This window comes from Pseudomonas sp. ICMP 561 (genome assembly GCF_002699985.1).
GTDB lineage: Bacteria > Pseudomonadota > Gammaproteobacteria > Pseudomonadales > Pseudomonadaceae > Aquipseudomonas > Aquipseudomonas quasicaspiana.
This window is the reverse complement of sequence record NZ_LKBT01000034.1, coordinates 322947-344941: the sequence shown is the minus strand read 5'-3', so window position 1 is coordinate 344941 and position 21995 is coordinate 322947. Positions and strand designations below refer to the sequence as shown.

Genomic DNA, 21995 nt, shown 5'->3' with positions numbered 1-21995 from the left:
GAGCCGTCATGTCCAAGCCCCGTGCACGAATTGCTTCGCAACTCGGTATTGCTCTGGCCGTTATTCTGGCTGTTGTCATCTCCGGCAGTACCGTCTTCGCGTTGCGCTCGCTGGACTCCGCCAACCTCGTCATTCGTGAAGAGCACATGTCGAGTGAGGCTCGCTTGCTGGCCGACCAGCTCAACACGTTTCACAGCACACTGCGGGTCAGCACCCAGCGTCTGAGCGGGTTGTTTGAAAAGCGTTTCGCCAGTGGCCTTACCGTTCAGGCGGACCAACCGATTACAGTCGCCGGGACACAGACACCCAGCCTGATCCTGGGAGACCACGCGCTGAACAACAACTTCAAGGAAGTTGACGAGTTCCGTCAACTGACTGAAGGCGTGGCGACGGTCTTCGTGCGCAGCGGCGACGAGTTCATCCGCATCAGCACCTCGCTGACCAAGCAGGATGGCAGCAGAGCCATCGGCACAATGCTCGACCGCAAGCACCCTGCATACGACCGCTTGATGTCAGGTCAGGGCTACGTCGGTAAAGCCGTGCTGTTCGAGCGCTCCTACATGACGCAATACACCCCCGTGAAAGACAGCTCCGGCAAAGTCATTGCGGTGTTGTTCGTCGGCTTCGATTACACCGACGCAGAGAAAACCCAGTTCGAAAACCTGAAAAACTTCCGCATCGGCAAAACCGGCTCTCTGGCCCTGCTCGATGATCAGAACCGCTGGCTGGTGCCGCCAGCAGGCGTGCAGGCACTTGAGCAGGCGGGCAAAGCGGTCGCTGATTTAGGCAAGCAGCCGGGTAAAGGGCAGTACTGGAGCGATACCAGCGAGGATTTCTATAGCGTTGCCCAACCCTTCAGCGGTGGGCCGTGGACCGTTCTGGCGAACATGCCCAAAGACGAAATCAGCGCCGTGACCTGGAACGTCGGTACGCAACTGGCCATCGGCAGCCTGTTGGCGATGTTGATTGCCGTGGGCTCCGCCATCTGGCTGCTGCGCAGCAAACTGCGTCCGCTGTCTGAGCTGGTGCGTCAGGCCGAAGCACTGGGTGCCGGTGATTTGAGCGTGCGCCTGAACATCAGCAGCCATGACGAAATTGGCCAACTGGCAACCAGCTTCAACAAGATGGGCGAAGCCCTGTCGACCATGGTTTCTCACATCCGCACGGCCGCTCAACAAGTCAGCAGCCGCGCCCATGAGCTGTCCGGTCTGTCCGGCGGTGCTTATCGCGGCATGGAACAGCAATCGGGTGAAATCGTCAGCATGGCGGGCGCGGTCGAAGAATTCAGTGCCACGTCGCTGAACATCGCCGACAACATGGGCAACACCGAACGTCTGGCTCAGGAAAACGCTCAGCAGACCCGTATCGGTCGCGCCTCGATGCAGGAAGCCTCGTCGTCCCTGGAGCAGATTGCTGCCTCTATCAACAGCACTGCATCGGTCATTAATACCTTGGGGCAACGCTCTCAGGAAATCGGCAGCATCGTCGGTGTGATTACCTCGATTGCCGATCAGACCAACCTGCTGGCCCTCAACGCGGCCATCGAAGCGGCACGGGCTGGCGAACAAGGCCGTGGTTTCGCCGTGGTGGCTGACGAAGTGCGTAGCCTGGCAACCCGTACGCGGGATGCGACCAACGAAATCTCCGGGATGATCACCAGCATCCAGCAAGAGACCGGCAACGCCATCTCCACCATGCAACAGGGCAATGCCCAGATGCAGGAAGGCCTGGCACGTAACGCCAAAGTGGCTGCCGCGCTTGAACAGATCGACGAGCAAAGCCGCTCGGCCGGTCAGCAATTCGCCGCAATCACCACCGCTACCCAGGAACAAAGCAGCACCGCTACCTTGTTGAGCAGCAACCTGCAAAGCATTGCCCTGGCCAACAGCGAACAACGTGAAGTTGTCTCGCACCTGGCTATCACCGCAGAAGAACTGAACACCCTGGCCGCTGATTTGCGCACCGAGGTTGACCGGTTTCGTTGAGGGTTAAGTGATAAACAAAAACGCCCTTCGGGGCGTTTTTTATTGAAGGTCGGTTTTGCTGACACCATGCTTTCGCGCTGCAAACATAGAACTGTAGGAGCGCACGAGCACCATGCAAACCACTGGATTGAAATGCATTTTCTGTAGGAGCTGCCGAAGGCTGGGAAGCATTTGTCCTGATACACCGCGATCGCAGCCTTCGGCAGCTCCTACAGGCCCTATGTTTGCTGCGCGACAGCGCGGTGCCATCAACACCGGGGCAGCTGCATTTCAATGCAAGGGAGTGCATGTTGGCCCTACAGACCAACCGGAGCCCCGACAAACTCCACATACCCACTGACCACTACATACACCGCGAAGTAAGCAAAGATCAGCGCCGACGCAATGTAGGTGTACTTCATCAGCTTCTCGCCGATGAGCCGACCGCCTTGCCAGGCCACCGCGCACAGTGAAATCGTCCACAGCAGACCCGCCGCAAAAAAGCCTGACAGGAACAGACCCGCGCTCGCCACGTCATGCCCCTGACGCGCAATGATCGCGCCGCCCACAGCGGCAAACCACAGAATGGCGCTGGGCGAAGACATCGCCAGCATGACGCCCTTGGAGAACAGCGCCAGATTGGTCTTGCCCCATTGCTCACCGCTCTGCTGCATCGTCCCGTCAGTCTTGAAAGCACTGAGCAACATTTTCACGCTCAGGAAACAGAGCACCAGCGAGCCACCAATCCACAGCACCCAGCGCACCGCCTCGAATTGCAACAACACTGCCATGCCCATCATCGCCAGCACGGCGTAAATCAAATCGCCAACACAGGTGCCCAGCCCCAGCCAGACACCCTGAGCGAAACCGCGCTGCATGGCGATATTGATCATCGCCATATTGGCCAGGCCAATTTCCAAGCACAGCGAGAGGCTGAGCAGGAAGCCGTTGTTGAATTCCATCTGGATGTTTCCTCACTTAAGTGCGCGACACTTTAAGCAGGAGGCAGATGTGTCGCAAGATACAGTGCGCGGCGCCAACTGTATGGCTTACGCCAACAACCGTCGCCACCACGAAGCAGTCTTTCCGGCGTTCTGCCGTGAACGCTCCAGCAAGATCTCTGGCATGTCCCGCACGCGAATCCACGATTCGTTCTGCCAGTTCAGCAGACTCAGGGTCATCTCTGGCCAATGCATCAACCCCAGCACCGGGCGTTGCGCTGTCGGGACTTCATGCCTGTCGCGCAAGGCCTGCACCACATGATGCTCAAGCCATTCGCGCAACGGCCCGTTTTGAGCGCCGTGCTGATAGAGCAATAACATGTAGGCCCCTGACTCGCTGATCATCAACGCGTCCTTTGTCACGCCATAGCGCTCCAGAAAAACGGTTTTGCGCTGGTCGGGTGCCAGTTTGCGAGCGCGGTGCTCATCCAGAAAAATCCCCATCAGATAGCCAAGGTCGCGCGCGCAGAACCAGACCTGGCCTTCGAGGCAAATGGCGTGCATGTGTTTTTTCTGGCGGATGAAGAGCATGGGGATGTGGTGTGGCTGAATGTGTTTATCCATCAGGTAGAAGTCCATTAAAAGAAATGACTCCACCGCCTAAACATCGCCAAACGAATAGGTGGCGGCTGTGTGCAGGTTGGCGAACCGGCGGACCGAAACCGGCAGACCCGAAGATCTCCCGCACACAACAGCCATAAAGCTTGGACAAGATCTGCCCACACTTGAATGGTCAATGTATCGATCCACAACCAGATCGCCAAATCCAGTAGCTGAATATTCAGCCGGGAGAGAGGTTAATCCGTTGAGGTGGACACGACTGTCGGCACAGGACGCTGGCGATCTGTGGATAACTCCCTTCTGGCTGTAGGAAACCAACCTGTGGAAAACTTGAGGTTTGCCCACAGCCTGATGTGTGACAAATCCTTCACATGTGGAAGATTCTATTGTTGCCTGCAAGCTTGACCTTGTAGGACCGGCTTTAGCCGGTCCTACGGACTAACGCGGTCTATGTGGGATCGTGGCTTGCCCGCGAAGAACGATAACGCGGCGTGCCTGACCTAACTCATCGAATGATTCGCGGGCAACTCGGAATGCCGCCCACACGCTCCAAAAAACGCATTTCAACCTAGGCGACAGCTACGGTGGTCACAAGCCAAAAGCAGTTATAAATCTTTATAAGCCTGTTCCGCCTCAACAACTTTAATCCCCAAGCCAAACTCATAGGGCCATTGATCTACAATGATTCTCGCCAAACCAAGATTGCGATCACTTTTTTCAGGAACACTGCCGAGAATTATTTTATTTAATGCCGTATCTAGCGCCGCTTTAAATTTTTCCAATTGCTCATTTGTTGCGAATGACAAAGAATTATTTTTATTGCGCATGATTTCTTCAGCAATCGCCTGAACGGCTACCTCTATCTTTTGCACCGTTTTTTCTGAGTCCTTCATTGCCTTGTCCGGTCCGATAGTTCTGATATATATTCCGAGCCTGGCCGCCTCATAAGGCCTGAACCTTGGGCTGAAGCGATGCCCTCGGTCATGCGACGAAGGAAGGATATAATGAAAAAGTTTGTTGCGTCGACCATCAAGTGCTACGAGGAAGACGGAGTATTAATAATTGCCTTGGGTGATGACCCAGAAAATCCTGCCAACTTCATGATGATTACCCGCCTGGACGATGAAGATAACGCGACTGTCAATGATGGTATCGGCTTTCAAACACATGAAGCAGACTATGAGATGCCTGATGCAATCGCAAAGGTTAGTTTGCGTTCGGACAGTCTCGAAGTATTAGTCAAACCTGAGTATATAGATTTTTTTGGCGACTCAATTTTTGTGGCGGAAATACCGCCAGACAGTACCAACTCGTTAACGCAGTTCTCCGCATTAAAAGACGAATTGCAAACTATATTCAGCGGCGCACAGGTTGAGCTGGTTATTTAGTTATCGTGGACCTGCCGAGCAGCGTCCATGGCGCCCCGCCGTCTGCCAACAAACACGGCCCCCTGTAGGAGTGAGCTTGCTCGCGATTCGATTTCTTGGTCGACAAATTTATCGCATGAACTGAGGCTTATCGCGAGCAAGCTCACTCCTACAGAAAAGCACTTAAGTTCAGTTGGTTATTTCATTTTTAACTAGAGCACTTGGTCTGGGCCGCATCCGGACGATAGCGTCAGCACAGCCGATATATTTATCAGCCGACAGACCGATTCGCGGGCAAGCGCGCTCCTACAGGTAAAAAGTATTCCAAATCAGATGATTGAATATTTTTTGATAGGCGCAATCCCGCAGAACCAGCAATTTCAACCACTCGCCGGCCGGTACTGCAACGCCTCCGCAACATGGCTGCGATTAATCTCGTCCACCTGCTCCAGATCGGCCAACGTCCTTGCCACCTTCAACAGCCGATGCGCCGAACGCAGCGACAAGGTCAATCGCTCACATGCCGTTTCGAGCCAGGCCTCGTCTTCACTGGTTAACACGCAATGCTTGCGCAGACCGGGCATATCCAGAAACGCATTCGCGCACCCCTGACGTCGGTTCTGGCGATCCCGTGCCTGGGCGACGATTGCAGCAGCGCTGGCCGTGGTTTCACCGCCTTGAACATTCGGGTTGAGAGCGGTGGTTTCTCGGGCGACGGTCAGGTGCAGATCAATACGGTCCAGCAACGGTCCGGACAGTTTGTTGCGGTAGCGCTGAATCTGCTCCGTCGAACACCGGCACCTTCCGGTCGGCTCGCCAAGATATCCACAGGGGCAGGGGTTCATCGCGGCGACCAATTGAAAGCGCGCCGGAAACCGCACCCGATCCCGCGCTCGAGAGATCACGATGTGGCCTGACTCCAGAGGCTCGCGAAGCACCTCAAGCACCCGGCGATCAAACTCCGGCAACTCATCAAGAAACAGAACGCCGTGATGGGCGAGGGTGATCTCACCGGGCTGTGGTCGACTGCCCCCGCCGACCAATGCGGGGCCGGATGCCGAGTGATGCGGCTGACGAAACGGACGCTGCGGCCAACTGGTCAGCGGGATCTGGCTGGCGACCGACTGAATCGCCGCCACTTCCAGCGCCTCATACTCATCCAGCGGTGGCAGCAAACCCGGCAAGCGGCTGGCGAGCAGGGTTTTGCCGGTGCCGGGTGGGCCGCTAAAAAGTAAGTTGTGCGCGCCAGCAGCGGCAATGATCAGCGCCCGTTTGGCGGCCGTCTGGCCCTGCACTTCGCTGAGGTCCGGATAAGGCATGGCCTGATGTATGAGCCCGCTGGACTGGTACGGCGTGATAGGCGTCTGTCCGTTGAAATGCGCCACCAGCTCCAGCAAATGATTGACCGCAATCACCCGTAAACCCGACGCCAGACACGCCTCTTCAGCATTTACCGCCGGGATGATCAGCGTGCGTTGCGCCGCGCGTGCTGCCAACGCTGCAGGCAACACACCCTGAATCGGCCGAATTGCACCCGACAACGCCAGTTCGCCGAGGCATTCCACATCCTGCAACGCCACCAATGGCACCTGACCACTGGCAGCCAGCAAACCCAAAGCGATCGCCAGATCAAATCGGCCGCCGTCCTTGGGCAGATCAGCGGGCGCGAGGTTGAGCGTGATACGCCGATCCGGAAATTTCAGCCCGGAATTGAGAATCGCACTGCGCACCCGATCCTTGCTTTCCCGCACCGCACCTTCCGGCAAACCCACCAGCGTCAGCGCAGGCAGACCGTTCGCAAGGTGCGCTTCGACCGTAACCGCAGGTGCCTCAACGCCCACTTGGGCACGACTATGAACAATGGCCAGAGACATGATTCTTCCTTGAAAAAACGATCCTCGCATCCTGCGACATTGGGGCGAGCTTTGAAGGAATGAATGGATACAGGGTGTTAATGCATGCCCACAATGAGAGATAGCGTTGTGTCCGAGACACCGCGCTGTTGCGCAGCAAACATTGGACCTGTAGGAGTGAGCTTGCTCGCGATTCGATTTCCTGGTCGACAAATTTATCGCATGAGCTGACGCTATCGCGAGCAAGCTCACTCCTACAAAAACGCATTTCAAAGGGGGATCTGGTTTGATCGGCCCTGTGAATCAGGGCATACGATAGGCTGATCGTCCAAGTCATTTTCCAAACAAAAAGAGCCCCTCAATGCCCACCCCAGCCCAAGCCATCGAACACTACATCCTCGCCAAAGACGGCAATCGCCCGCATTTGCTACGCCAATCATTCACCAACAACGCCACACTGGAGATGGTTGTCCACACCGGGGCCATTTCATTCCCGCCCACAGTCGAAGGCCGGGACGGTATCGCGGAGGTGCTGGTGCGGCGTTTCGGGCAGACCTATGAAAACGTCTATACGTTCTGCATCGGTGAGCCGCCGACCGAGGAGGCGACCGAGCATCACTGCGCGTGGCTGGTGGGGATGTCGGATAAGGCCACCGGAGATCTGCGCTTTGGTTGCGGGCAATATGACTGGCAGTTTGATTCAGGATTGGCGACGCATTTGAAGATCACCATCGAGCAGATGCTGGTCTGCCCGGCTGCAGAGGTGGAGCCGGTGATGGATTGGTTGCAGCAGGTCAGTTATCCGTGGTGCCCGACGGGGCAGTTAATGTCCGCGCCGCCACTGGCCAGCATCAAGACCGTCCTGCAATACCTGAGGGCATAAGCCACACGCGACTGGCGTCCCATCCCTTAAGCAGTTGCAAATTGTGCAGCGCTTTAACACAATGCGACTCATTATCATTTACGCCGCGCTGGGATGGCGCGCCACGATGCCTTCTCATCACGCCACACTGCGTTCGCTTTACATCGATCATCACGGCTGGCTCAACACCTGGCTGCGCAGCAAGCTGGGCAATGCAGCCGATGCAGCGGATCTGGCGCAGGATACGTTTGTCCGGCTGCTCAATCGCCACGAATTGCTCGAGCTGAAGGCGCCCCGTGCGTTTCTGCGCACTGTTGCCAAAGGGATCGTTATCGATCATTGGCGACGCGAGGAGCTGGAGCGCGCCTATCTTGAAGCCATCGCCCATTTACCCTGCAACGAGTCGCCTTCGCCCGAGTCCCGGGAGCTGGTTTTCGAGTTGCTGGAGAGCATTGCGAAGATGCTGGATGGCTTGAAACCCAAAGTCCGCCAGGCCTTTCTGCTGGCTCAGTGTGAAGGCATGCCCTACAAGCAGATTGCTGAACGAATGAGCGTTTCGGTGCGCTCGGTAGAACGCTATGTAGCCGACGCGCTTTATCACTGCTATCTGTTGCGGTATCCAGCGTGAGCGGCGCCTCTGCTCATGCGCACTCGCAAGAGCCCTCGCCGCAGGTCGTGAAACAGGCGATTCAGTGGTCGATGCGCCTCAACAGCCAAGGGCACAACCCACAATTGCGGGAGCAATGTGAGCAGTGGCGTGTTGCACATGCCGACCATGAGTGCGCATGGCAGCGTATCCAGGCCTTGAACAACGAGCTCAACAGCCGCTTTCAGAATATTCCTGCACCGGGTGCAGCCCTGGAAGCACTGGAAAACAGCGCCCAACGTTTGAGCCGCAGACAAACCCTGAAACTGCTGTCAGGCCTGGTCGTGGTGGGTTCAGGTGCGTGGCTGTCGCGAAAGGTCATGCCCTGGCAACAATGGAGCGCAGATTTCGCGACCAGCGTCGGGCAGCGCGGGCGTTTTCAGCTAAGCGACGGTTCAAGCCTGCAGTTGAACACCGACAGCGCGGTGGATCAGGATTTCAACGCCGAACGTCGCCTGATTACCTTGAATCGTGGTGAGATTCTCGTGGGGTGCGGCGCCGATGTCCAAAGCCCAACCCACAGACCGCTGTTGGTGCAGAGTCGCCATGGGTTGTTCGAAGGTATCAATGGACGCTTCGTCGTCAGGCAGTATCAGGACAAGACGCGTCTCAGCGTGCTTGAAGGCCAGTCGATTATCCGCTCGCCCGCCGCGTCCCCCGTCACTGTGAACGCCGGGCAGCATTATCTGGTGTCGTCTCGCGAAGCGGTTCAACTGCCTGCGTTGAACATGGACGCCGGTGCCTGGAGCGAAGGCCTGATCGTGACCCGCAACATGCGCCTCCGAGACTTCCTTACCGAGGTCGGAGCTTATCGCCACGGTCATCTGGGCTGCGCTGACGATGTTGCCGACCTGCGTCTTTCGGGCGTGTTTCGGCTCGAAGACACCGACAAATTGCTCACGGTTGTTACCCAGACGTTGCCTGTCCAACTCAGGTATCGCACGCGCTGGTGGGTCACGTTGCAGCGCGAGGCATGATGTCTGAAATTTTTTGGCGGGTTTTGCCTACAAGTCCGGCTTAGAGATCAGCCCCTTTGTTCTCTTAACAGACTTTACGGAATCGTCCATGACCCGGCCTCTAGGTAAATCGCAATCAAGCCTGCAAAACGTCGCCGTTGACGCGTGCGCAACACACCTCGCCACAGCGGTGCGCGCGACATTGATGTGCGTGGCGTTAGGCACTGCTGCGCTGCCTGTAGCGGTGCAAGCCCAGGACGATCCAGCGCCTATAGGTGCTGTGCGCAGCTATTCCATCGCGGCCGGTCCGTTGGGCGAAGCCTTGAACCAGTTCGCCCGGCAAGCGGGTATCACATTGGCCGCCACCCCAGCGCAAACGGCCGGCAAGCAATCGCCGGGCCTGCAAGGCAACTATGCCCCGGATCAGGCTCTGACCATCCTGCTCGGCAGCAACAGCCTGCAAGCCGTCAGTCAGGACGGCAGCAGTTATGTGCTGCGCGAAACGACGGGCGAGGCAATGGCCTTGCCCAGCACCGACATTCGCGGGTTCGCACTGGGTAACGCCTTGGGCAGCATGGAAGGCTACAACGCGACTCACAGCCAGATCGCCACCAAGACCAGTACGTCGGTGCTGGAAACGTCACAGTCAGTTTCGGTAGTGACGCGTCAGCAAATGGATGACCAGGGTTCACAAACCGTCGCGCAGACCATGCGGTATACGCCGGGCGTCCTGACCAACCCCTACGGTGCAACTCATCGCTATGACTATGTGGCTCTGCGCGGTTTCAACGACGGCTCTGTGGATAACATTTACCTGGACGGTCTCAAGTCCATGGGCGATAGCGGCACCTACAGCACGATGCAGGTTGATCCGTACTTTCTGGAGCGGGTCGACATTCTGAAAGGTCCGTCGTCGGTGCTTTACGGACGCAGTTCGCCGGGTGGTCTGGTGGCATTGACCAGCAAAAAACCGCTGTTCGAGCCGTATCATCAGGTTCAGGCTACCGTCGGCACGCAAGGTCAGCGCGGCATGGGGTTCGATTTCAGCGGGCCTGTGGATGACGACAAGCGCATTGCCTATCGCTTGACCGGGCTTGTGGATAAGTCAGACACGCAGTTCGATCACGTTGAAGAGAAGCGCTATGCGCTGGCACCGACCGTCAGCATCGACTTCAGCGAAGACACATCGCTGACCCTGCAAGCCTATCTGCAACACGACCCGGAAGGCGGCTATCACGGCGGCGTACCGGCCAGCGGCACGCTGCGTAAGCGCAACGGGCAACGTATCTCCGAGCACTTCTTCGATGGCGAGCCTGGCGTCGATGGCTTCAGCCGCGATCAACAGTCTTTCGGTTATCAGTTCGAGCACCGCTTCAACGACGTGTTTACCGCCAGACAGAACTTCCGTTATCTGGACTCGAAGGTGAAGAACGATCAGATCTACGCCTACGACTGGACGACGCCCACCAGCAACGAACTGACGCGCTATTACTCCGGCGGAGACGAGCGGCTGCACGCGTTCATCGTCGATAACATGCTGCAGGCGGAGTTCTTCACTGGCTCGGCCAAACACACTGCGCTGCTCGGTGTTGACTATCAGCGGCGCAAGACCGTGGTGGACTGGACCAGCGGCTCAGTCGCCTCGCTTAATGGTTTCGATCCCGTCTACGGCAATTCATCGATCAGTTATTTCAGCCCAACCAGCTACGTGCGCCGTCTGGAGCAAACCGGCGTGTATGCACAGGATTTGATCGAGCTGGATAAATGGCGCTTCTCTCTGGGCCTGCGTCAGGACTGGGTAGAAACCTCGGATGAGAACCGACTCGCAGAAGCCGGGCGTCCCGAGGGCACCGAAATCAGTGATCGACGCACCAAACTCACCGGACGGGCAGGCGTGCTGTATCTGTTCGATAACGGCATTGCGCCGTACCTGAGCTATTCCGAGTCGTTTAACCCGAACTCTTACGCCGACAGCGACGGCAACCCTCTCGCGCCAACAGACGGCACTCAGTGGGAAGCAGGCATCAAGTACCAACCACCCGGCACGGACAACCTGTTCACCGCCTCGGTGTTCCGCATTGATCAAGAAAACCTGGCTTCCAAACTGCCGCAAGAGAATTTCTATCGCCCCATTGGCGCGGTTCGCTCCCAGGGCCTGGAGCTGGAAGCGCACATGCAGTTAACCGATAACTTCAAAGTGCTGGGCGGCTACACCCTGACCGACATCGAATACTCCAAATCGATGATCAGCACGTTGAGCACGCCGACCAATGTCATCGAGAACAAAGGCAACTCGCCGACTCAAGCGCCTAAACACATGGCGTCTCTCTGGGGCGATTATGCCTTCAACAGCGGTGCGCTGGATGGTCTGCGGCTGGGTGCAGGCGTTCGCTACGTCGGCTATAGCTGGGCAGATTCTGAAAACACCCTGAAGGTGCCGTCTTACACGCTGTTCGATGCGTCAGTCGGTTACGACCTGAGCAAAGTCGGGCTCAAAGGCGTCGACATGCGGGTCAACGCGAACAACCTGACCAACGAATCCTACGTTGCGTCCTGTGCAAGCCTGAGCTACTGCTATCTGGGCGAGGAGCGTAACGTCAGCGCCACGGTCAGCTACAACTTCTAGCCGACCGTTAAATCAGCCTGTTCCCCCTCAGGGAACAGGCCTGACTGCGGGGCAGAGGGAGCGCCGTCGTGTACTTCAACTGCTCCATGGCGAAGCTGGAGGTAATGGTCGAAAGGCCTTCGGTGCTGCTGATCAGCTTTTTGTAGAAGCGGTCGTAGGCGGCCATGTCGCTGACCACCAGGCGCAGCATGTAGTCCCATTCGCCCGCCATTCGGTAGAACTCCATGACCTCTTCGTACTGCATGACGGTTTGGGCGAATTGCTCAAGCCACTGGGTGTCATGGCGCCGGGTTTTGATCTGAACGAAAACCGACAATCCCAGCCCGAGTTTTTCCGGGTCGAGAAGCGCGACCCTGGATTTGATGTACCCGGCATCTTCGAGCTTTTTGACTCGCTTCCAGCACGGCGTAGTTGAGAGGGTGACGGCGTCAGCCAGGTCTTTCAGCACAATGGTGGCATCACGCTGCAAAATGCTGAGGATATGGCGATCAAGACTGTCCATTTTTCAAATCAGTCCTTTCGTAGAAAATTTTTCTATCAAATAGTTGATCGAGTAGAACAAAAAGAAATTCTTTTTTCCAGCAATCGGTAACCTTTGCCCTCAAGAATAGATGTGTTTTTGCCGGAGCGCAGAGTGATGAATAACTGGATTCGTAACGCGATCAAAACCCTTGACTGCGATCAGCGCCGCTCGGCCGATACGCACATGCTCAAGCTCGATGTTCCGGCACTTGGCGACATCGATATTTACATCAAGGACGAAAGCACTCATCCCAGCGGCAGCCTGAAACATCGTCTGGCGCGCTCGTTGTTTCTTCATGCGATCTGCAGCGGCAAGATTCACCAGGGCACGCATGTGGTGGAGGCTTCATCCGGCAGCACAGCCATATCAGAAGCCTACTTCGCAAAACTGCTGGGGTTGCCTTTCACGGCGGTCATGCCGCGACATACCGCCAGCAAGAAAATCCATCAGGTCGAGATGCTCGGCGGGCGCTGCCACTTCGTGGAGCAATCCAGCGACATGTACCCCGAAGCCGAGCGTCTGGCTCGCCTCGACAACGGTCATTACATGGATCAGTTCACTTACGCGGAACGGGCTACGGACTGGCGAGGTAATAACAACATTGCTGACAGCATCTTTGATCAGTTGAGTGGCGAAGAACATCCCGTCCCGACCGCAATTGTGATGAGCGCAGGAACGGGCGGTACGTCGTCGACCATTGGCCGGTTCATACGCTACAAGGGCCACGCCACCAGACTGATCGTCGTAGACCCGGAGAATTCGGTGTTCTACGACAGCTACCGCAGCGGCGATACAAGCCTGACCAGCCTCAAAGGCAGCCGTATCGAGGGCATCGGGCGACCCAGAGTAGAAGCTTCGTTCTTGCCGGGGGTCATCGACGACATGCTGCAAATCCCTGATGCAGCCAGCATTGCCACCCTTGGCTGGCTGGAAAAACTAATCGGCAAGAAACCGGGCGGCTCTACGGGGACCAACGTCTGGGGCGCGCTGAAGGTAGCGCTGGACATGCAGGAGCAGGGCTTGAAGGGTTCAGTGGTGACCCTGATGTGCGACAGCGGCGAGCGCTATCTGGATACCTATTACGACCCTGAATGGGTCGCACGCACCATTGGTGATCTTTCGCCGTATACGAGACGGCTGGAGCGGTTGTTGATTGCAAGGTGAGGCAGATGCAGAAGGGGATGCACCATTTTGTGTCCGCAGGAATATCCTTTCTATCCTGACACCACCCTGTCGTGCAGCAAATGCAAATCCCGTAGGACCGGCTTCAGCCGGGAGGGCGGTATTTCTACCGAAGGAAATCTAGCGAATGCAGCGACGTCCTCCCGGCTAAAGCCGGTCCTACGGGATTGCGCGCAAGCCTGTGGGATGCTCAGGCTCTACTCACCCGCAGGCGGATTCGACTTCGCTTCCATCTCCGCAACCTTTGCCTCCAGCGCTTCGAGGCGGGCACGGGTGCGGGCGAGGACGGCCATCTGGCTGTCGAATTCTTCCCGACTGACCAGATCCAGTTTGCTGAAGCCGCTTTGCAGCAAGGCTTTGAACTGGGTTTCAAATTCATTACGCGGGATCGGTGTTTCGCCATTGAACAAGCGCGAGGCGTGGCCGCTCAGGGCATCGAGAAAAGCTTTGGGCGCGAGCATGTCTACCTCCGGTTTCAGATAAGCGGCAGTGTAGCACGGAGCGTCTATAGTCATTTCCAGCGAAGGCGGACGCACGATAATGGCGCACCAGCGCGTGCACGGACGCACTTTAGTTGTGCGCCGACGCACTTCGCCGGGCGGCTCCGGTGCCTTAAACAGGGATCAAGGGCCTGTATTCAATGAAAAATCAGGAGATGGCAAGCTTTCTGCTTAGTCGCTGATGACCCATGCACTGATGCAGTCGCGTTGACGATTACAGTGCGGCAGGCGGAGCGGGGAATGTTTCGTCAAAAGCGGTTTTCTGGGGTTGGTCGGACCTCCTTCAGGCGACCGATGCGTTACAAAGCCAGGCACTGCGCTTAGACTTGAGTCGGGTTTGTTTTCCTGGGGCAAGTCCACCAATTCGGGAGAAAGTTTCATGAAGCTAGTCACTGCCATCATCAAGCCGTTCAAACTGGACGACGTGCGCGAGTCGCTGTCCGAAATCGGCGTGCAGGGCATCACCGTTACTGAAGTCAAAGGCTTCGGACGTCAGAAAGGCCACACCGAGCTGTATCGCGGTGCGGAATATGTAGTCGACTTCCTTCCCAAGGTGAAGATCGATGTTGCCATTGACGATAAGGATCTGGATCGCGTTATCGAGGCGATAACCAAAGCAGCCAACACCGGCAAGATTGGTGACGGCAAGATCTTTGTTGTGAATCTGGAACAGGCAATTCGCATCCGTACCGGCGAAACCGATACCGACGCAATCTAAGCCGCCAACCCAACGCCCCAGGAGAAAACAATATGACTCTGCGTCAATTCGCAGGGCTAGGAGCCCTGTTGTCCCTCGTAACCCCTGGCTTGGCCATGGCGGCAGACGAAGTGGCAGCCCCAGTACTCAACTCAGGTGACACCGCCTGGATGCTGACCTCGACAGCCTTGGTGCTGTTCATGACCATCCCTGGTCTTGCGCTGTTCTACGGCGGCATGGTCCGCTCGAAAAACATTCTTTCTGTGATGATGCAGTGTTTCGCCATCACCGGCCTCATCAGCATCCTGTGGGTCGTTTACGGCTACAGCATTGCTTTCGACACTACCGGTATGGAAGCAGGCGTCGTCAACTTCAACTCCTTCTTCGGCGGTATGGGCAAAGCGTTCCTGGCAGGCATCACGCCGTCCAGCATCACCGGCGCTGCTGCACTGTTCCCTGAAGCGGTGTTCGTCACCTTCCAGATGACCTTCGCCATCATCACTCCAGCCCTGATCGTCGGTGCTTTCGCAGAACGCATGAAGTTCTCCGCGATGCTGATCTTCATGGCTATCTGGTTCACTCTGGTCTACGCGCCAATCGCGCACATGGTCTGGGGCGGCGTCGGCGGCCTGATGTGGGACTGGGGAGTCCTGGATTTCGCAGGCGGCACCGTGGTTCACATCAACGCGGGTGTAGCGGGTCTGGTTGCGTGCCTGGTACTGGGCAAGCGTAAAGGCTTCCCTACCACTCCAATGGCTCCGCACAACCTGGGTTACACCCTGATCGGCGCGGCAATGCTCTGGGTAGGCTGGTTCGGCTTCAACGCCGGTTCCGCTGCTGCGGCCAACGGCACTGCAGGCATGGCGATGCTGGTTACCCAGATCGCGACCGCCGCTGCTGCTCTGGGCTGGATGTTCGCCGAGTGGCTGACCCACGGTAAGCCAAGCGCACTGGGTATCGCTTCGGGCGTGGTTGCTGGCCTGGTTGCCATCACTCCGGCTGCCGGTACTGTTGGCCCAATGGGCGCCCTGATCATCGGTCTGGCTGCAGGCGTGATCTGCTTCTTCTGCGCCACCAGCCTCAAGCGCAAGCTGGGCTACGACGACTCCCTGGATGCTTTCGGCGTTCACGGCATCGGCGGCATCATCGGCGCAATCCTGACTGGCGTGTTCGCAGCCCCTGCTCTGGGCGGCTTCGGCACCGTGACTGACATCGCAGCTCAAGTCTGGATTCAGTGCAAAGGCGTCGGCTTCACGATCATCTACACCGCGATCGTGACCTTCATCATCCTCAAGGTGCTGGACGCTGTTATGGGTCTGCGTGTCACTGAAGAGGAAGAAGCTGTCGGCCTCGACCTTGCGCAACACAACGAGCGTGGCTACAACTTGTAAGCCACTGTAAAAAAATGCCCGGTTTACCGGGCATTTTTTTGTCTGGCGTTTGTCGATAGATTGCCTGGTTCAAACCTCTCACCCCAGTACATGAATCGCTTTGCAAGGGGCATTCCTGACAGTTTGCGGAAAGACAGGTCAAGTTGGCGAACAAGCGCTGATGGCTTACAGAAAAGACGGATTATTGCGCGCTTTGCTTTTTCTGCCAGCACGTTAGAATGCGCGCCGAATATGCGGAGAAGTGTATGTGGCAACAGACCAGAATTACCCTGCGGGCAAGGCCACGCGGGTTTCATCTGGTAACCGATGAAATTCTCGCAGGCTTGCCGGAGCTGCGAGAGTGTCGAGTCGGGTTGCTCCATTTGTTGCTGCAGCATACCTCGGCTTCGTTGACCATCAACGAGAACGCCGACCCGGCTGTACGTCGTGACTTCGAGCGCTTTTTCAACCGTCTGGTGCCACAAGGCACCCACGGCTTTGAACATGAAGACGAAGGCCCTGACGATCTGCCGGCGCATTTCAAGGCCAGTTTGCTAGGCTGCCAGTTGGTATTGCCGGTTTCGGCGGGTCGATTGGCGCTAGGCACCTGGCAAGGTGTTTATCTGGGTGAGCACCGTGATGCTGGCGGTGCTCGCAACGTCCTCGCCACCCTTCAGGGTGAACAGGCATAACCGCTGTTTTGCAGCGGATGTTGAATTTCTTCCGGCAGCATTCGTAAACGTACGCAGCTGGGCTATAACTAATCTGCTTTCGCAAGTCATGAGGTAGAACATGAGCGACGATGACAACGACGATCTGGTTGATGATCTGGAAGGTGAAGAGGACGGTGAGGAGCTTGCGGCTGCTCCCGAAGAGGATGGCGCTGATGCCGATGACGGTGCGGAAGCTACGGTAACCCCGACCAAAGGCAAGGCCAAGGCTGCTGTCTCGGTTGATGAACTGCCTAGTGTCGAAGCCAAGAACAAAGAGCGTGACGCTCTGGCTCGTGCCATGGAAGAGTTCCTCGCCCGCGGTGGCAAGGTGCAGGAAGTGGAGGCCAACGTGGTCGCCGATCCGCCCAAGAAGCCGGATAACAAATACGGTAGCCGCCCTATCTAAGGGAGCCTGTTGCCGGATAAGAAAAAGCCCGCTGTCGCTGCGGGCTTTTTTTTGGCGAAAATCTCACGGCGGGATATGGAATCTTCCGTTGGAGCCGGGCTTGCCCGCGAAAAACGATAACGGAGTGTGTCTGATGCACCACGCCGGCAGGTTCGCGGGCAAGCCTCGCTCCAACGGATCACCCCCACCCTCGCAACACCCCCGGCAACTGCGTCAGGCTGCTGATCTCGGCATCAGGCCGTTTTTTTGCTTCCCAAGGCTTACCCGCCGGGTTGTACCAGATCGCTCGCATACCGGCCTGCTGGGCGCCTGCGATGTCATCGCCGGGGTGGTCGCCGATGTGCACCGCAGCGCCAGCATCGACATTGGCACGTTTGAGTGCCTCCACGAAGGGAGCAGGGTCCGGCTTGCCGATGCCCAGGTCTTCGGCACACAGGGCGAAGGCGAAATAATCGGCCAGCCCCAGACGACGCACATCGGCATTGCCGTTAGTGATCACACCTAACGTGTAGGTCGCGGCCAGAACCTCCAGGGTCGGATGGACCTCCGGGAATATCTCGACCTGATGGCGGCCATGCAAAAACACCTCGAAAGCCTGGTCAGCCAGCGCTTGAGCTTCAGCCGAGGCATAACCGGCGTCTTCCAGAGCATGGAACAGCACGCGCCGCCGCAAAGCGCTGATGCGGTGCTTGAAGGTCGGATCGGCTTCCACCAGCCGCGTACGAATCTCCCCCAAATGCTCGACAGGTACCGGACCAAGCTTTGGCGCGTTGGCGGCCAGCCAGTCACGCAGGGTGGCTTCGGCGCCGACGATAGCCGGTGCGGTGTGCCATAACGTGTCATCGAGGTCGAAGGTGATCAGCTTAATCATGGTCAGAACCTTTGCGTTTGGCCCGCGGATGGGCGCTGTCGTAGACCGACGCCAAATGCTGGAAATCCAGATGGGTGTAGATCTGCGTGGTCTTGATATCAGCGTGACCGAGCAACTCCTGCACTGCGCGTAAATCCTGGGACGACTCAAGCAGATGGCTCGCAAACGAGTGACGCAGCATGTGCGGGTGCAGGTTTTGCCCTAACTCGCGCTCACCAACGGCCTTGACCCGCTTCTGAATGGCGCGCGGCCCAAGGCGTCGACCCTGCTGGCTGATGAACACGGCGTCATCCTCAGGATTGGCCAGCGCCCGCAGTGCGATCCACGCCTGCAGCGCTTCACGGGCTTTCCTGCCCACCGGCAGAACGCGGGTCTTGCTGCCTTTGCCGAGCACTTGCACCAGACCTTCGCTCAGGTCCAGTTGCTCCATGTTCAAACCGGTCAGCTCGGACAGGCGCAAGCCCGACGAATAGAACAACTCCAGAATCGCCTGATCACGATGGGCGAGGAAGTCGTCTTCAACACCACCGTCCAGCAATTGCAGGGCACGGTCGGTATCGAGGGTTTTCGGCAGGCGTCGCTCGCCTTTGGGGGGCGACAGGCCATTGGCCGGGTCGTGCTCGCAGATGCCTTCGCGATTGAGGTAGTGATAAAGCCCACGTACTGCGGAGAGCAGGCGGGACAGGCTGCGCGAGGATTGACCCTGCTGATGCTGGCGGGCGATCAGACTGCGCAGATGTTGAATATCCAGCGCAGCCCAACTGTTCAGCTGTTGCTTCTCGCAGTACGCCAGCACCTTGTTGAGGTCACGGCGATAGGCTTCAAGTGTGTGTGGCGACACTTGGCGCTCACTGCGCAAATGTGTGCAGTAAGCGTCCAGCTGTCGTTCCATCACTAGCGAACCGAGCGTAGGGAGTGGGTGAAGCGCGGCAGCAGACGGCTCAGTACATCGGCAATGTAGTTGAGAAACAGGGTCCCCACCGAGCTTTTGTAATGCTGCGGATCGCGACTGCCAATGGCCAGCACGCCATGCAGGCCGAGATGGCTGAGGGTTGCGACGGCGGTGGAGCCGACTTCCTTGCCTTGCTCGGCACCGAACAGGAAGGTCAGCTCGTGCTCACGCAAGGCGCCACACACGGTCTTGTCGCCGATCAAACCACCGATAGCTTTTTGCGCATCCACACTGCTAACCCAACGGCCAACCGGCATCGCGCTGTCACTGAACAAAATCAGGCTGACAAAAGGCACCTGAAAGTCCTGCCGCAGGCTGTCTTCAACGGCGATCACGATTTCTTCGAGACTGCTGGCGTCCATCAATGCCAGGTTGAGGCGGCGGGTCTTTTCGAACAGCCGGTCGTTGTCCCGAGCGACGTCCATCAGTTGAGACAGACGATGGCGCATCTCGATGTTGCGCTCGCGCAGCAGCTTGAGTTGACGCTCGACCAGGGAAACGGTGTCGCCGCGCTGATGCGGGATACGCATCGAAACCAATAACTCGTCGTGCTCGGCAAAGAAATCCGGGTGATCGAGCAGGTAAGCGATGATCGCCTCTGCTTCAAGGTTTGGCGCTGCCGTATCGACCGGCGATTCGCCAGACTTTTCGGTTGAAGTCTTAGGCTTGTCAGTCATCGCTTTTGCTCACTCATAGACGAACCTGGCCTTCGTAGACCCGTACAGCGGGACCCGTCATCAGAACCGGATGGCCCGGGCCAGCCCACTCGATTGACAGACGTCCACCCGGCAGATCGATCAGCAGTGGCGAATCCATCCAGCCCTGGCTGATCGCCGCAACGGCTGCCGCACACGCACCAGTACCACAGGCCTGGGTTTCCCCGGCTCCGCGCTCCCAGACACGCAATTGCGCACGCTGACGATCGACGACGTAGAGAAAGCCTACGTTGACCCGCGCCGGAAAGCGCGGATGGTGTTCAATTTTCGGACCCAATGCATGCACCGGCGCGTTGTTGATGTCGTTCACGCGCAACACCGCATGGGGATTGCCCATGGAGACGGCGGCCAGCTCGACCGTCTCGCCGTCAACGTCGACGCTGTAGCTCAATGCCTGCTCGGTGGCCTGAAACGGGATGTCCGCCGGGATCAGCCGTGGCGGCCCCATATCGACGCTGATCTGCCCGTCATTGCGGATTTCCAGCTCAATAATTCCGCTTTTGGTTTCGACCTTGATCAGGCGCTTGGCGGTCAGGCGCTTGTCCAGCACGAAGCGCGCAAAGCAGCGCGCACCATTACCGCACTGCTCAACCTCGGAACCATCGGAGTTGAAAATCCGATAGCGGAAATCGACATCCGGGTTGGTCGGGGTTTCAACCAGCAATAGCTGATCGAAACCGACGCCGGTGTGCCGGTCACCCCATTGTTTGGCGTGCTTGGGCAAAATATGCGCGTGCTGGCTGACCAGGTCCAAAACCATGAAGTCGTTGCCCAGGCCATGCATCTTGGTAAAACGCAGCAGCATGGGTTACTCCGGCAGCAGGCTTTCGCCAGCAAACAGCTCGGCCACGGTCTCGCGGCGGCGTACTTCGAAAGCCTGCGAGCCGTCGACCAACACTTCAGCGGTGCGACCGCGAGTGTTGTAGTTCGAGCTCATGACAAAACCGTAGGCACCGGCCGAATGCACGGCCAGCAGATCACCTTCAGCCAGGGCCAGTTCGCGGCCCTTGGCGAGGAAGTCGCCGGTTTCGCAGATCGGCCCGACGATGTCGTAGGCGCGAGGCGCGCTGTCACGTGGGCGGACGGCAGTGACGTCCATCCAGGCCTGATACAGCGCCGGGCGAATCAGGTCGTTCATCGCCGCGTCGACGATGGCGAAATCCTTGTGCTCGGTATGCTTGAGGTACTCGACCTGAGTCAGCAGCACGCCCGCGTTGGCAACGATGAAGCGGCCGGGCTCGAAAACCAGTGACAGGTCACGACCGTCCATACGCTCACGCACGGCCTTGATGTAATCCGAAGCCAGCGGTGGCTCCTCATCGCGATAACGCACGCCAAGACCGCCACCCAGATCGATGTGGCTCAGCAGGATGCCGCAATCGCCAAGACGATCCACCAGCGCGAGCAGGCGATCGAGCGCGTCAATGAACGGCTCAAGCGTGGTCAGTTGCGAACCGATGTGGCAATCGACGCCGATGACTTCCAGATTCGGCAACTGTGCAGCGCGGATGTAGACGTCTTCAGCATCAGCGATGGCGATGCCGAATTTGTTTTCCTTGAGGCCGGTGGAGATGTACGGATGCGTGCCAGCATCGACGTCCGGATTGACGCGTAGCGAGATCGGGGCACGAACGCCCATTTCGGCCGCGACAATCTGCAGACGCTCAAGCTCGTCGGTGGACTCGACGTTGAAGCAGTGCACGCCCACTTCCAGCGCGCGGCGCATGTCATCACGGGTCTTGCCGACCCCTGAAAACACGATCCTTTCTGCTTTGCCGCCTGCAGCGAGCACTCGCTCCAGCTCGCCACGGGAAACAATGTCGAAGCCTGAACCCAGACGCGCCAGTACGTTGAGCACGCCCAGGTTGGAGTTGGCTTTGACGGCGTAGCAGACCAGGTGCGGCATGCCGCTCAGGGCATCAGCATAGGCGTTGTATTGCGCTTCGATGTGAGCGCGGGAGTAGACGTAGGTCGGCGTGCCGAAACGCTCGGCAATGGCAGACAACGCTACACCTTCCGCGAACAGCTCACCATCGCGGTAGTTGAAGGCGTCCATGTAATTCCCTTAAAGATGCTTGTGCGATTGCGACTTGGCCTGGTCATCGGAAGATTTCTGGTCATCCGGCAGATACAACGGGCCTTTTTGGCCGCAGGCAGTAACAAGACAAGCGACCGCGACAAGCGCAGCAAGCGAAGAGATCAGGCGCTTCATGGCGAAATCCTTTGTAA

Annotated in this window: 23 protein-coding genes; 11 read left to right on the top strand and 12 right to left on the bottom strand. The window is 57.7% G+C overall.

Annotated elements, in window-relative coordinates; translation table 11 throughout:
- The first annotated feature begins 8 nt into the window (after window positions 1-8).
- On the top strand, window positions 9-1985 hold the full coding sequence (locus AO242_RS30410) for a methyl-accepting chemotaxis protein (protein WP_099270283.1): 1977 nt from the start codon (window positions 9-11) through the stop codon (window positions 1983-1985).
- A 296-nt stretch (window positions 1986-2281) separates the two neighbouring features.
- On the opposite strand, the gene AO242_RS21510 is transcribed toward AO242_RS30410, so the two are convergent.
- From AO242_RS21510 to AO242_RS21500, 3 genes are all read right to left on the bottom strand, one after another.
- Entirely contained in the window at window positions 2282-2926 is a 645-nt protein-coding gene (locus AO242_RS21510; protein WP_099270282.1) for a LysE family translocator, read from the bottom strand.
- 87 nt (window positions 2927-3013) lie between these two features.
- Window positions 3014-3529 (bottom strand): BRO family protein, encoded by a 516-nt coding sequence (locus AO242_RS21505; protein WP_099270350.1) that lies wholly within the window; start codon window positions 3527-3529, stop codon window positions 3014-3016.
- Window positions 3530-4131: 602 nt separating this feature from the next.
- Window positions 4132-4419: a hypothetical protein gene (locus AO242_RS21500; protein WP_099270281.1), complete on the bottom strand. Its 288-nt coding sequence runs from the start codon at window positions 4417-4419 to the stop codon at window positions 4132-4134.
- Between the two features lie 111 nt (window positions 4420-4530).
- On the opposite strand from AO242_RS21500, the gene AO242_RS21495 reads away from it, so the two are divergent.
- Window positions 4531-4914, top strand: coding sequence for a hypothetical protein (locus AO242_RS21495; RefSeq protein WP_099270280.1), 384 nt, complete (start codon window positions 4531-4533; stop codon window positions 4912-4914).
- Between the two features lie 359 nt (window positions 4915-5273).
- On the opposite strand, the gene AO242_RS21490 is transcribed toward AO242_RS21495, so the two are convergent.
- On the bottom strand, window positions 5274-6767 hold the full coding sequence (locus AO242_RS21490; protein WP_099270279.1) for a YifB family Mg chelatase-like AAA ATPase: 1494 nt from the start codon (window positions 6765-6767) through the stop codon (window positions 5274-5276).
- A gap of 340 nt (window positions 6768-7107) precedes the next feature.
- On the opposite strand from AO242_RS21490, the gene AO242_RS29460 reads away from it, so the two are divergent.
- From AO242_RS29460 to AO242_RS21470, 4 genes are all read left to right on the top strand, one after another.
- Complete coding sequence (locus AO242_RS29460; RefSeq protein ID WP_099270278.1) at window positions 7108-7629, top strand: hypothetical protein; 522 nt, start codon at window positions 7108-7110, stop codon at window positions 7627-7629.
- 106 nt (window positions 7630-7735) lie between these two features.
- Window positions 7736-8236: a sigma-70 family RNA polymerase sigma factor gene (locus tag AO242_RS21480; RefSeq protein WP_095093285.1), complete on the top strand. Its 501-nt coding sequence runs from the start codon at window positions 7736-7738 to the stop codon at window positions 8234-8236.
- Window positions 8233-9231: a FecR domain-containing protein gene (locus AO242_RS21475; RefSeq protein ID WP_257153486.1), complete on the top strand. Its 999-nt coding sequence runs from the start codon at window positions 8233-8235 to the stop codon at window positions 9229-9231. The genes AO242_RS21480 and AO242_RS21475 overlap by 4 nt, the downstream gene beginning before the upstream one ends.
- A 184-nt stretch (window positions 9232-9415) precedes the next feature.
- Window positions 9416-11836 carry a TonB-dependent siderophore receptor gene (locus AO242_RS21470; RefSeq protein ID WP_257153488.1) on the top strand — a complete coding sequence of 807 codons (2421 nt, stop codon included), beginning with the start codon at window positions 9416-9418 and terminating at the stop codon, window positions 11834-11836.
- A gap of 7 nt (window positions 11837-11843) precedes the next feature.
- On the opposite strand, the gene AO242_RS21465 is transcribed toward AO242_RS21470, so the two are convergent.
- Window positions 11844-12338, bottom strand: coding sequence for an Lrp/AsnC family transcriptional regulator (locus AO242_RS21465; protein WP_099270276.1), 495 nt, complete (start codon window positions 12336-12338; stop codon window positions 11844-11846).
- Window positions 12339-12473: 135 nt separating this feature from the next.
- Between AO242_RS21465 and AO242_RS21460 the strand changes: the two genes are divergently transcribed.
- Complete coding sequence (locus AO242_RS21460) at window positions 12474-13523, top strand: PLP-dependent cysteine synthase family protein (RefSeq protein ID WP_099270275.1); 1050 nt, start codon at window positions 12474-12476, stop codon at window positions 13521-13523.
- 215 nt (window positions 13524-13738) lie between these two features.
- Here AO242_RS21460 and AO242_RS21455 read toward each other — a convergent pair whose 3' ends face one another.
- Entirely contained in the window at window positions 13739-14002 is a 264-nt protein-coding gene (locus AO242_RS21455; protein ID WP_095093237.1) for an accessory factor UbiK family protein, read from the bottom strand.
- Window positions 14003-14420: 418 nt separating this feature from the next.
- Here AO242_RS21455 and glnK point away from each other — a divergent pair, with 418 nt between their 5' ends.
- From glnK to sutA, 4 genes are all read left to right on the top strand, one after another.
- Window positions 14421-14759, top strand: coding sequence for a P-II family nitrogen regulator (glnK, locus tag AO242_RS21450; RefSeq protein ID WP_002555808.1), 339 nt, complete (start codon window positions 14421-14423; stop codon window positions 14757-14759).
- A 32-nt stretch (window positions 14760-14791) separates the two neighbouring features.
- Window positions 14792-16129, top strand: a complete 1338-nt coding sequence (locus tag AO242_RS21445) for an ammonium transporter (RefSeq protein ID WP_027899841.1) — start codon at window positions 14792-14794, stop codon at window positions 16127-16129.
- Window positions 16130-16374: 245 nt separating this feature from the next.
- On the top strand, window positions 16375-16800 hold the full coding sequence (locus AO242_RS21435) for a secondary thiamine-phosphate synthase enzyme YjbQ (protein WP_027899840.1): 426 nt from the start codon (window positions 16375-16377) through the stop codon (window positions 16798-16800).
- Window positions 16801-16900: 100 nt separating this feature from the next.
- Window positions 16901-17227, top strand: a complete 327-nt coding sequence (sutA, locus tag AO242_RS21430; protein WP_027899839.1) for a transcriptional regulator SutA — start codon at window positions 16901-16903, stop codon at window positions 17225-17227.
- 178 nt (window positions 17228-17405) lie between these two features.
- On the opposite strand, the gene AO242_RS21425 is transcribed toward sutA, so the two are convergent.
- The 6 genes from AO242_RS21425 to lptM are packed head-to-tail and all read right to left on the bottom strand — an operon-like array spanning window position 17406 to window position 21978.
- On the bottom strand, window positions 17406-18098 hold the full coding sequence (locus AO242_RS21425; protein WP_099270274.1) for an HAD family hydrolase: 693 nt from the start codon (window positions 18096-18098) through the stop codon (window positions 17406-17408).
- Window positions 18091-18990, bottom strand: coding sequence for a tyrosine recombinase XerC (xerC, locus tag AO242_RS21420; protein ID WP_027902915.1), 900 nt, complete (start codon window positions 18988-18990; stop codon window positions 18091-18093). Before xerC ends, AO242_RS21425 begins: the two co-directional genes overlap by 8 nt.
- 2 nt (window positions 18991-18992) lie before the next feature.
- Window positions 18993-19727: a DUF484 family protein gene (locus AO242_RS21415; protein ID WP_099270273.1), complete on the bottom strand. Its 735-nt coding sequence runs from the start codon at window positions 19725-19727 to the stop codon at window positions 18993-18995.
- A gap of 13 nt (window positions 19728-19740) precedes the next feature.
- Entirely contained in the window at window positions 19741-20571 is an 831-nt protein-coding gene (gene dapF / locus AO242_RS21410) for a diaminopimelate epimerase (RefSeq protein WP_099270272.1), read from the bottom strand.
- Window positions 20572-20574: 3 nt separating this feature from the next.
- Window positions 20575-21822 (bottom strand): diaminopimelate decarboxylase, encoded by a 1248-nt coding sequence (gene lysA, locus AO242_RS21405; RefSeq protein ID WP_099270271.1) that lies wholly within the window; start codon window positions 21820-21822, stop codon window positions 20575-20577.
- Between the two features lie 9 nt (window positions 21823-21831).
- Window positions 21832-21978, bottom strand: coding sequence for an LPS translocon maturation chaperone LptM (lptM, locus tag AO242_RS21400; RefSeq protein WP_049827215.1), 147 nt, complete (start codon window positions 21976-21978; stop codon window positions 21832-21834).
- Between the last annotated feature and the right edge of the window lie 17 nt (window positions 21979-21995).

Excerpts from the sequence above, each read along its gene's own strand:
- AO242_RS21490 (WP_099270279.1), bottom strand. The coding sequence starts at position 6,767 with ATGTCTCTGGCCATTGTTCATAGTCGTGCCCAAGTGGGCGTTGAGGCA.
- AO242_RS21495 (WP_099270280.1), top strand. The coding sequence starts at position 4,531 with ATGAAAAAGTTTGTTGCGTCGACCATCAAGTGCTACGAGGAAGACGGA.
- lptM (WP_049827215.1), bottom strand. The coding sequence starts at position 21,978 with ATGAAGCGCCTGATCTCTTCGCTTGCTGCGCTTGTCGCGGTCGCTTGT.
- AO242_RS21465 (WP_099270276.1), bottom strand. The coding sequence starts at position 12,338 with ATGGACAGTCTTGATCGCCATATCCTCAGCATTTTGCAGCGTGATGCC.
- AO242_RS21460 (WP_099270275.1), top strand. The coding sequence starts at position 12,474 with ATGAATAACTGGATTCGTAACGCGATCAAAACCCTTGACTGCGATCAG.
- AO242_RS21415 (WP_099270273.1), bottom strand. The coding sequence starts at position 19,727 with ATGACTGACAAGCCTAAGACTTCAACCGAAAAGTCTGGCGAATCGCCG.
- xerC (WP_027902915.1), bottom strand. The coding sequence starts at position 18,990 with ATGGAACGACAGCTGGACGCTTACTGCACACATTTGCGCAGTGAGCGC.
- lysA (WP_099270271.1), bottom strand. The coding sequence starts at position 21,822 with ATGGACGCCTTCAACTACCGCGATGGTGAGCTGTTCGCGGAAGGTGTA.
- sutA (WP_027899839.1), top strand. The coding sequence starts at position 16,901 with ATGAGCGACGATGACAACGACGATCTGGTTGATGATCTGGAAGGTGAA.
- AO242_RS21470 (WP_257153488.1), top strand. The coding sequence starts at position 9,416 with ATGTGCGTGGCGTTAGGCACTGCTGCGCTGCCTGTAGCGGTGCAAGCC.
- AO242_RS29460 (WP_099270278.1), top strand. The coding sequence starts at position 7,108 with ATGCCCACCCCAGCCCAAGCCATCGAACACTACATCCTCGCCAAAGAC.
- AO242_RS21425 (WP_099270274.1), bottom strand. The coding sequence starts at position 18,098 with ATGATTAAGCTGATCACCTTCGACCTCGATGACACGTTATGGCACACC.
- AO242_RS21500 (WP_099270281.1), bottom strand. The coding sequence starts at position 4,419 with ATGAAGGACTCAGAAAAAACGGTGCAAAAGATAGAGGTAGCCGTTCAG.
- AO242_RS21480 (WP_095093285.1), top strand. The coding sequence starts at position 7,736 with ATGCCTTCTCATCACGCCACACTGCGTTCGCTTTACATCGATCATCAC.
- AO242_RS21455 (WP_095093237.1), bottom strand. The coding sequence starts at position 14,002 with ATGCTCGCGCCCAAAGCTTTTCTCGATGCCCTGAGCGGCCACGCCTCG.
- AO242_RS21510 (WP_099270282.1), bottom strand. The coding sequence starts at position 2,926 with ATGGAATTCAACAACGGCTTCCTGCTCAGCCTCTCGCTGTGCTTGGAA.
- dapF (WP_099270272.1), bottom strand. The coding sequence starts at position 20,571 with ATGCTGCTGCGTTTTACCAAGATGCATGGCCTGGGCAACGACTTCATG.
- AO242_RS21435 (WP_027899840.1), top strand. The coding sequence starts at position 16,375 with ATGTGGCAACAGACCAGAATTACCCTGCGGGCAAGGCCACGCGGGTTT.
- AO242_RS30410 (WP_099270283.1), top strand. The coding sequence starts at position 9 with ATGTCCAAGCCCCGTGCACGAATTGCTTCGCAACTCGGTATTGCTCTG.
- AO242_RS21505 (WP_099270350.1), bottom strand. The coding sequence starts at position 3,529 with ATGGATAAACACATTCAGCCACACCACATCCCCATGCTCTTCATCCGC.
- glnK (WP_002555808.1), top strand. The coding sequence starts at position 14,421 with ATGAAGCTAGTCACTGCCATCATCAAGCCGTTCAAACTGGACGACGTG.
- AO242_RS21445 (WP_027899841.1), top strand. The coding sequence starts at position 14,792 with ATGACTCTGCGTCAATTCGCAGGGCTAGGAGCCCTGTTGTCCCTCGTA.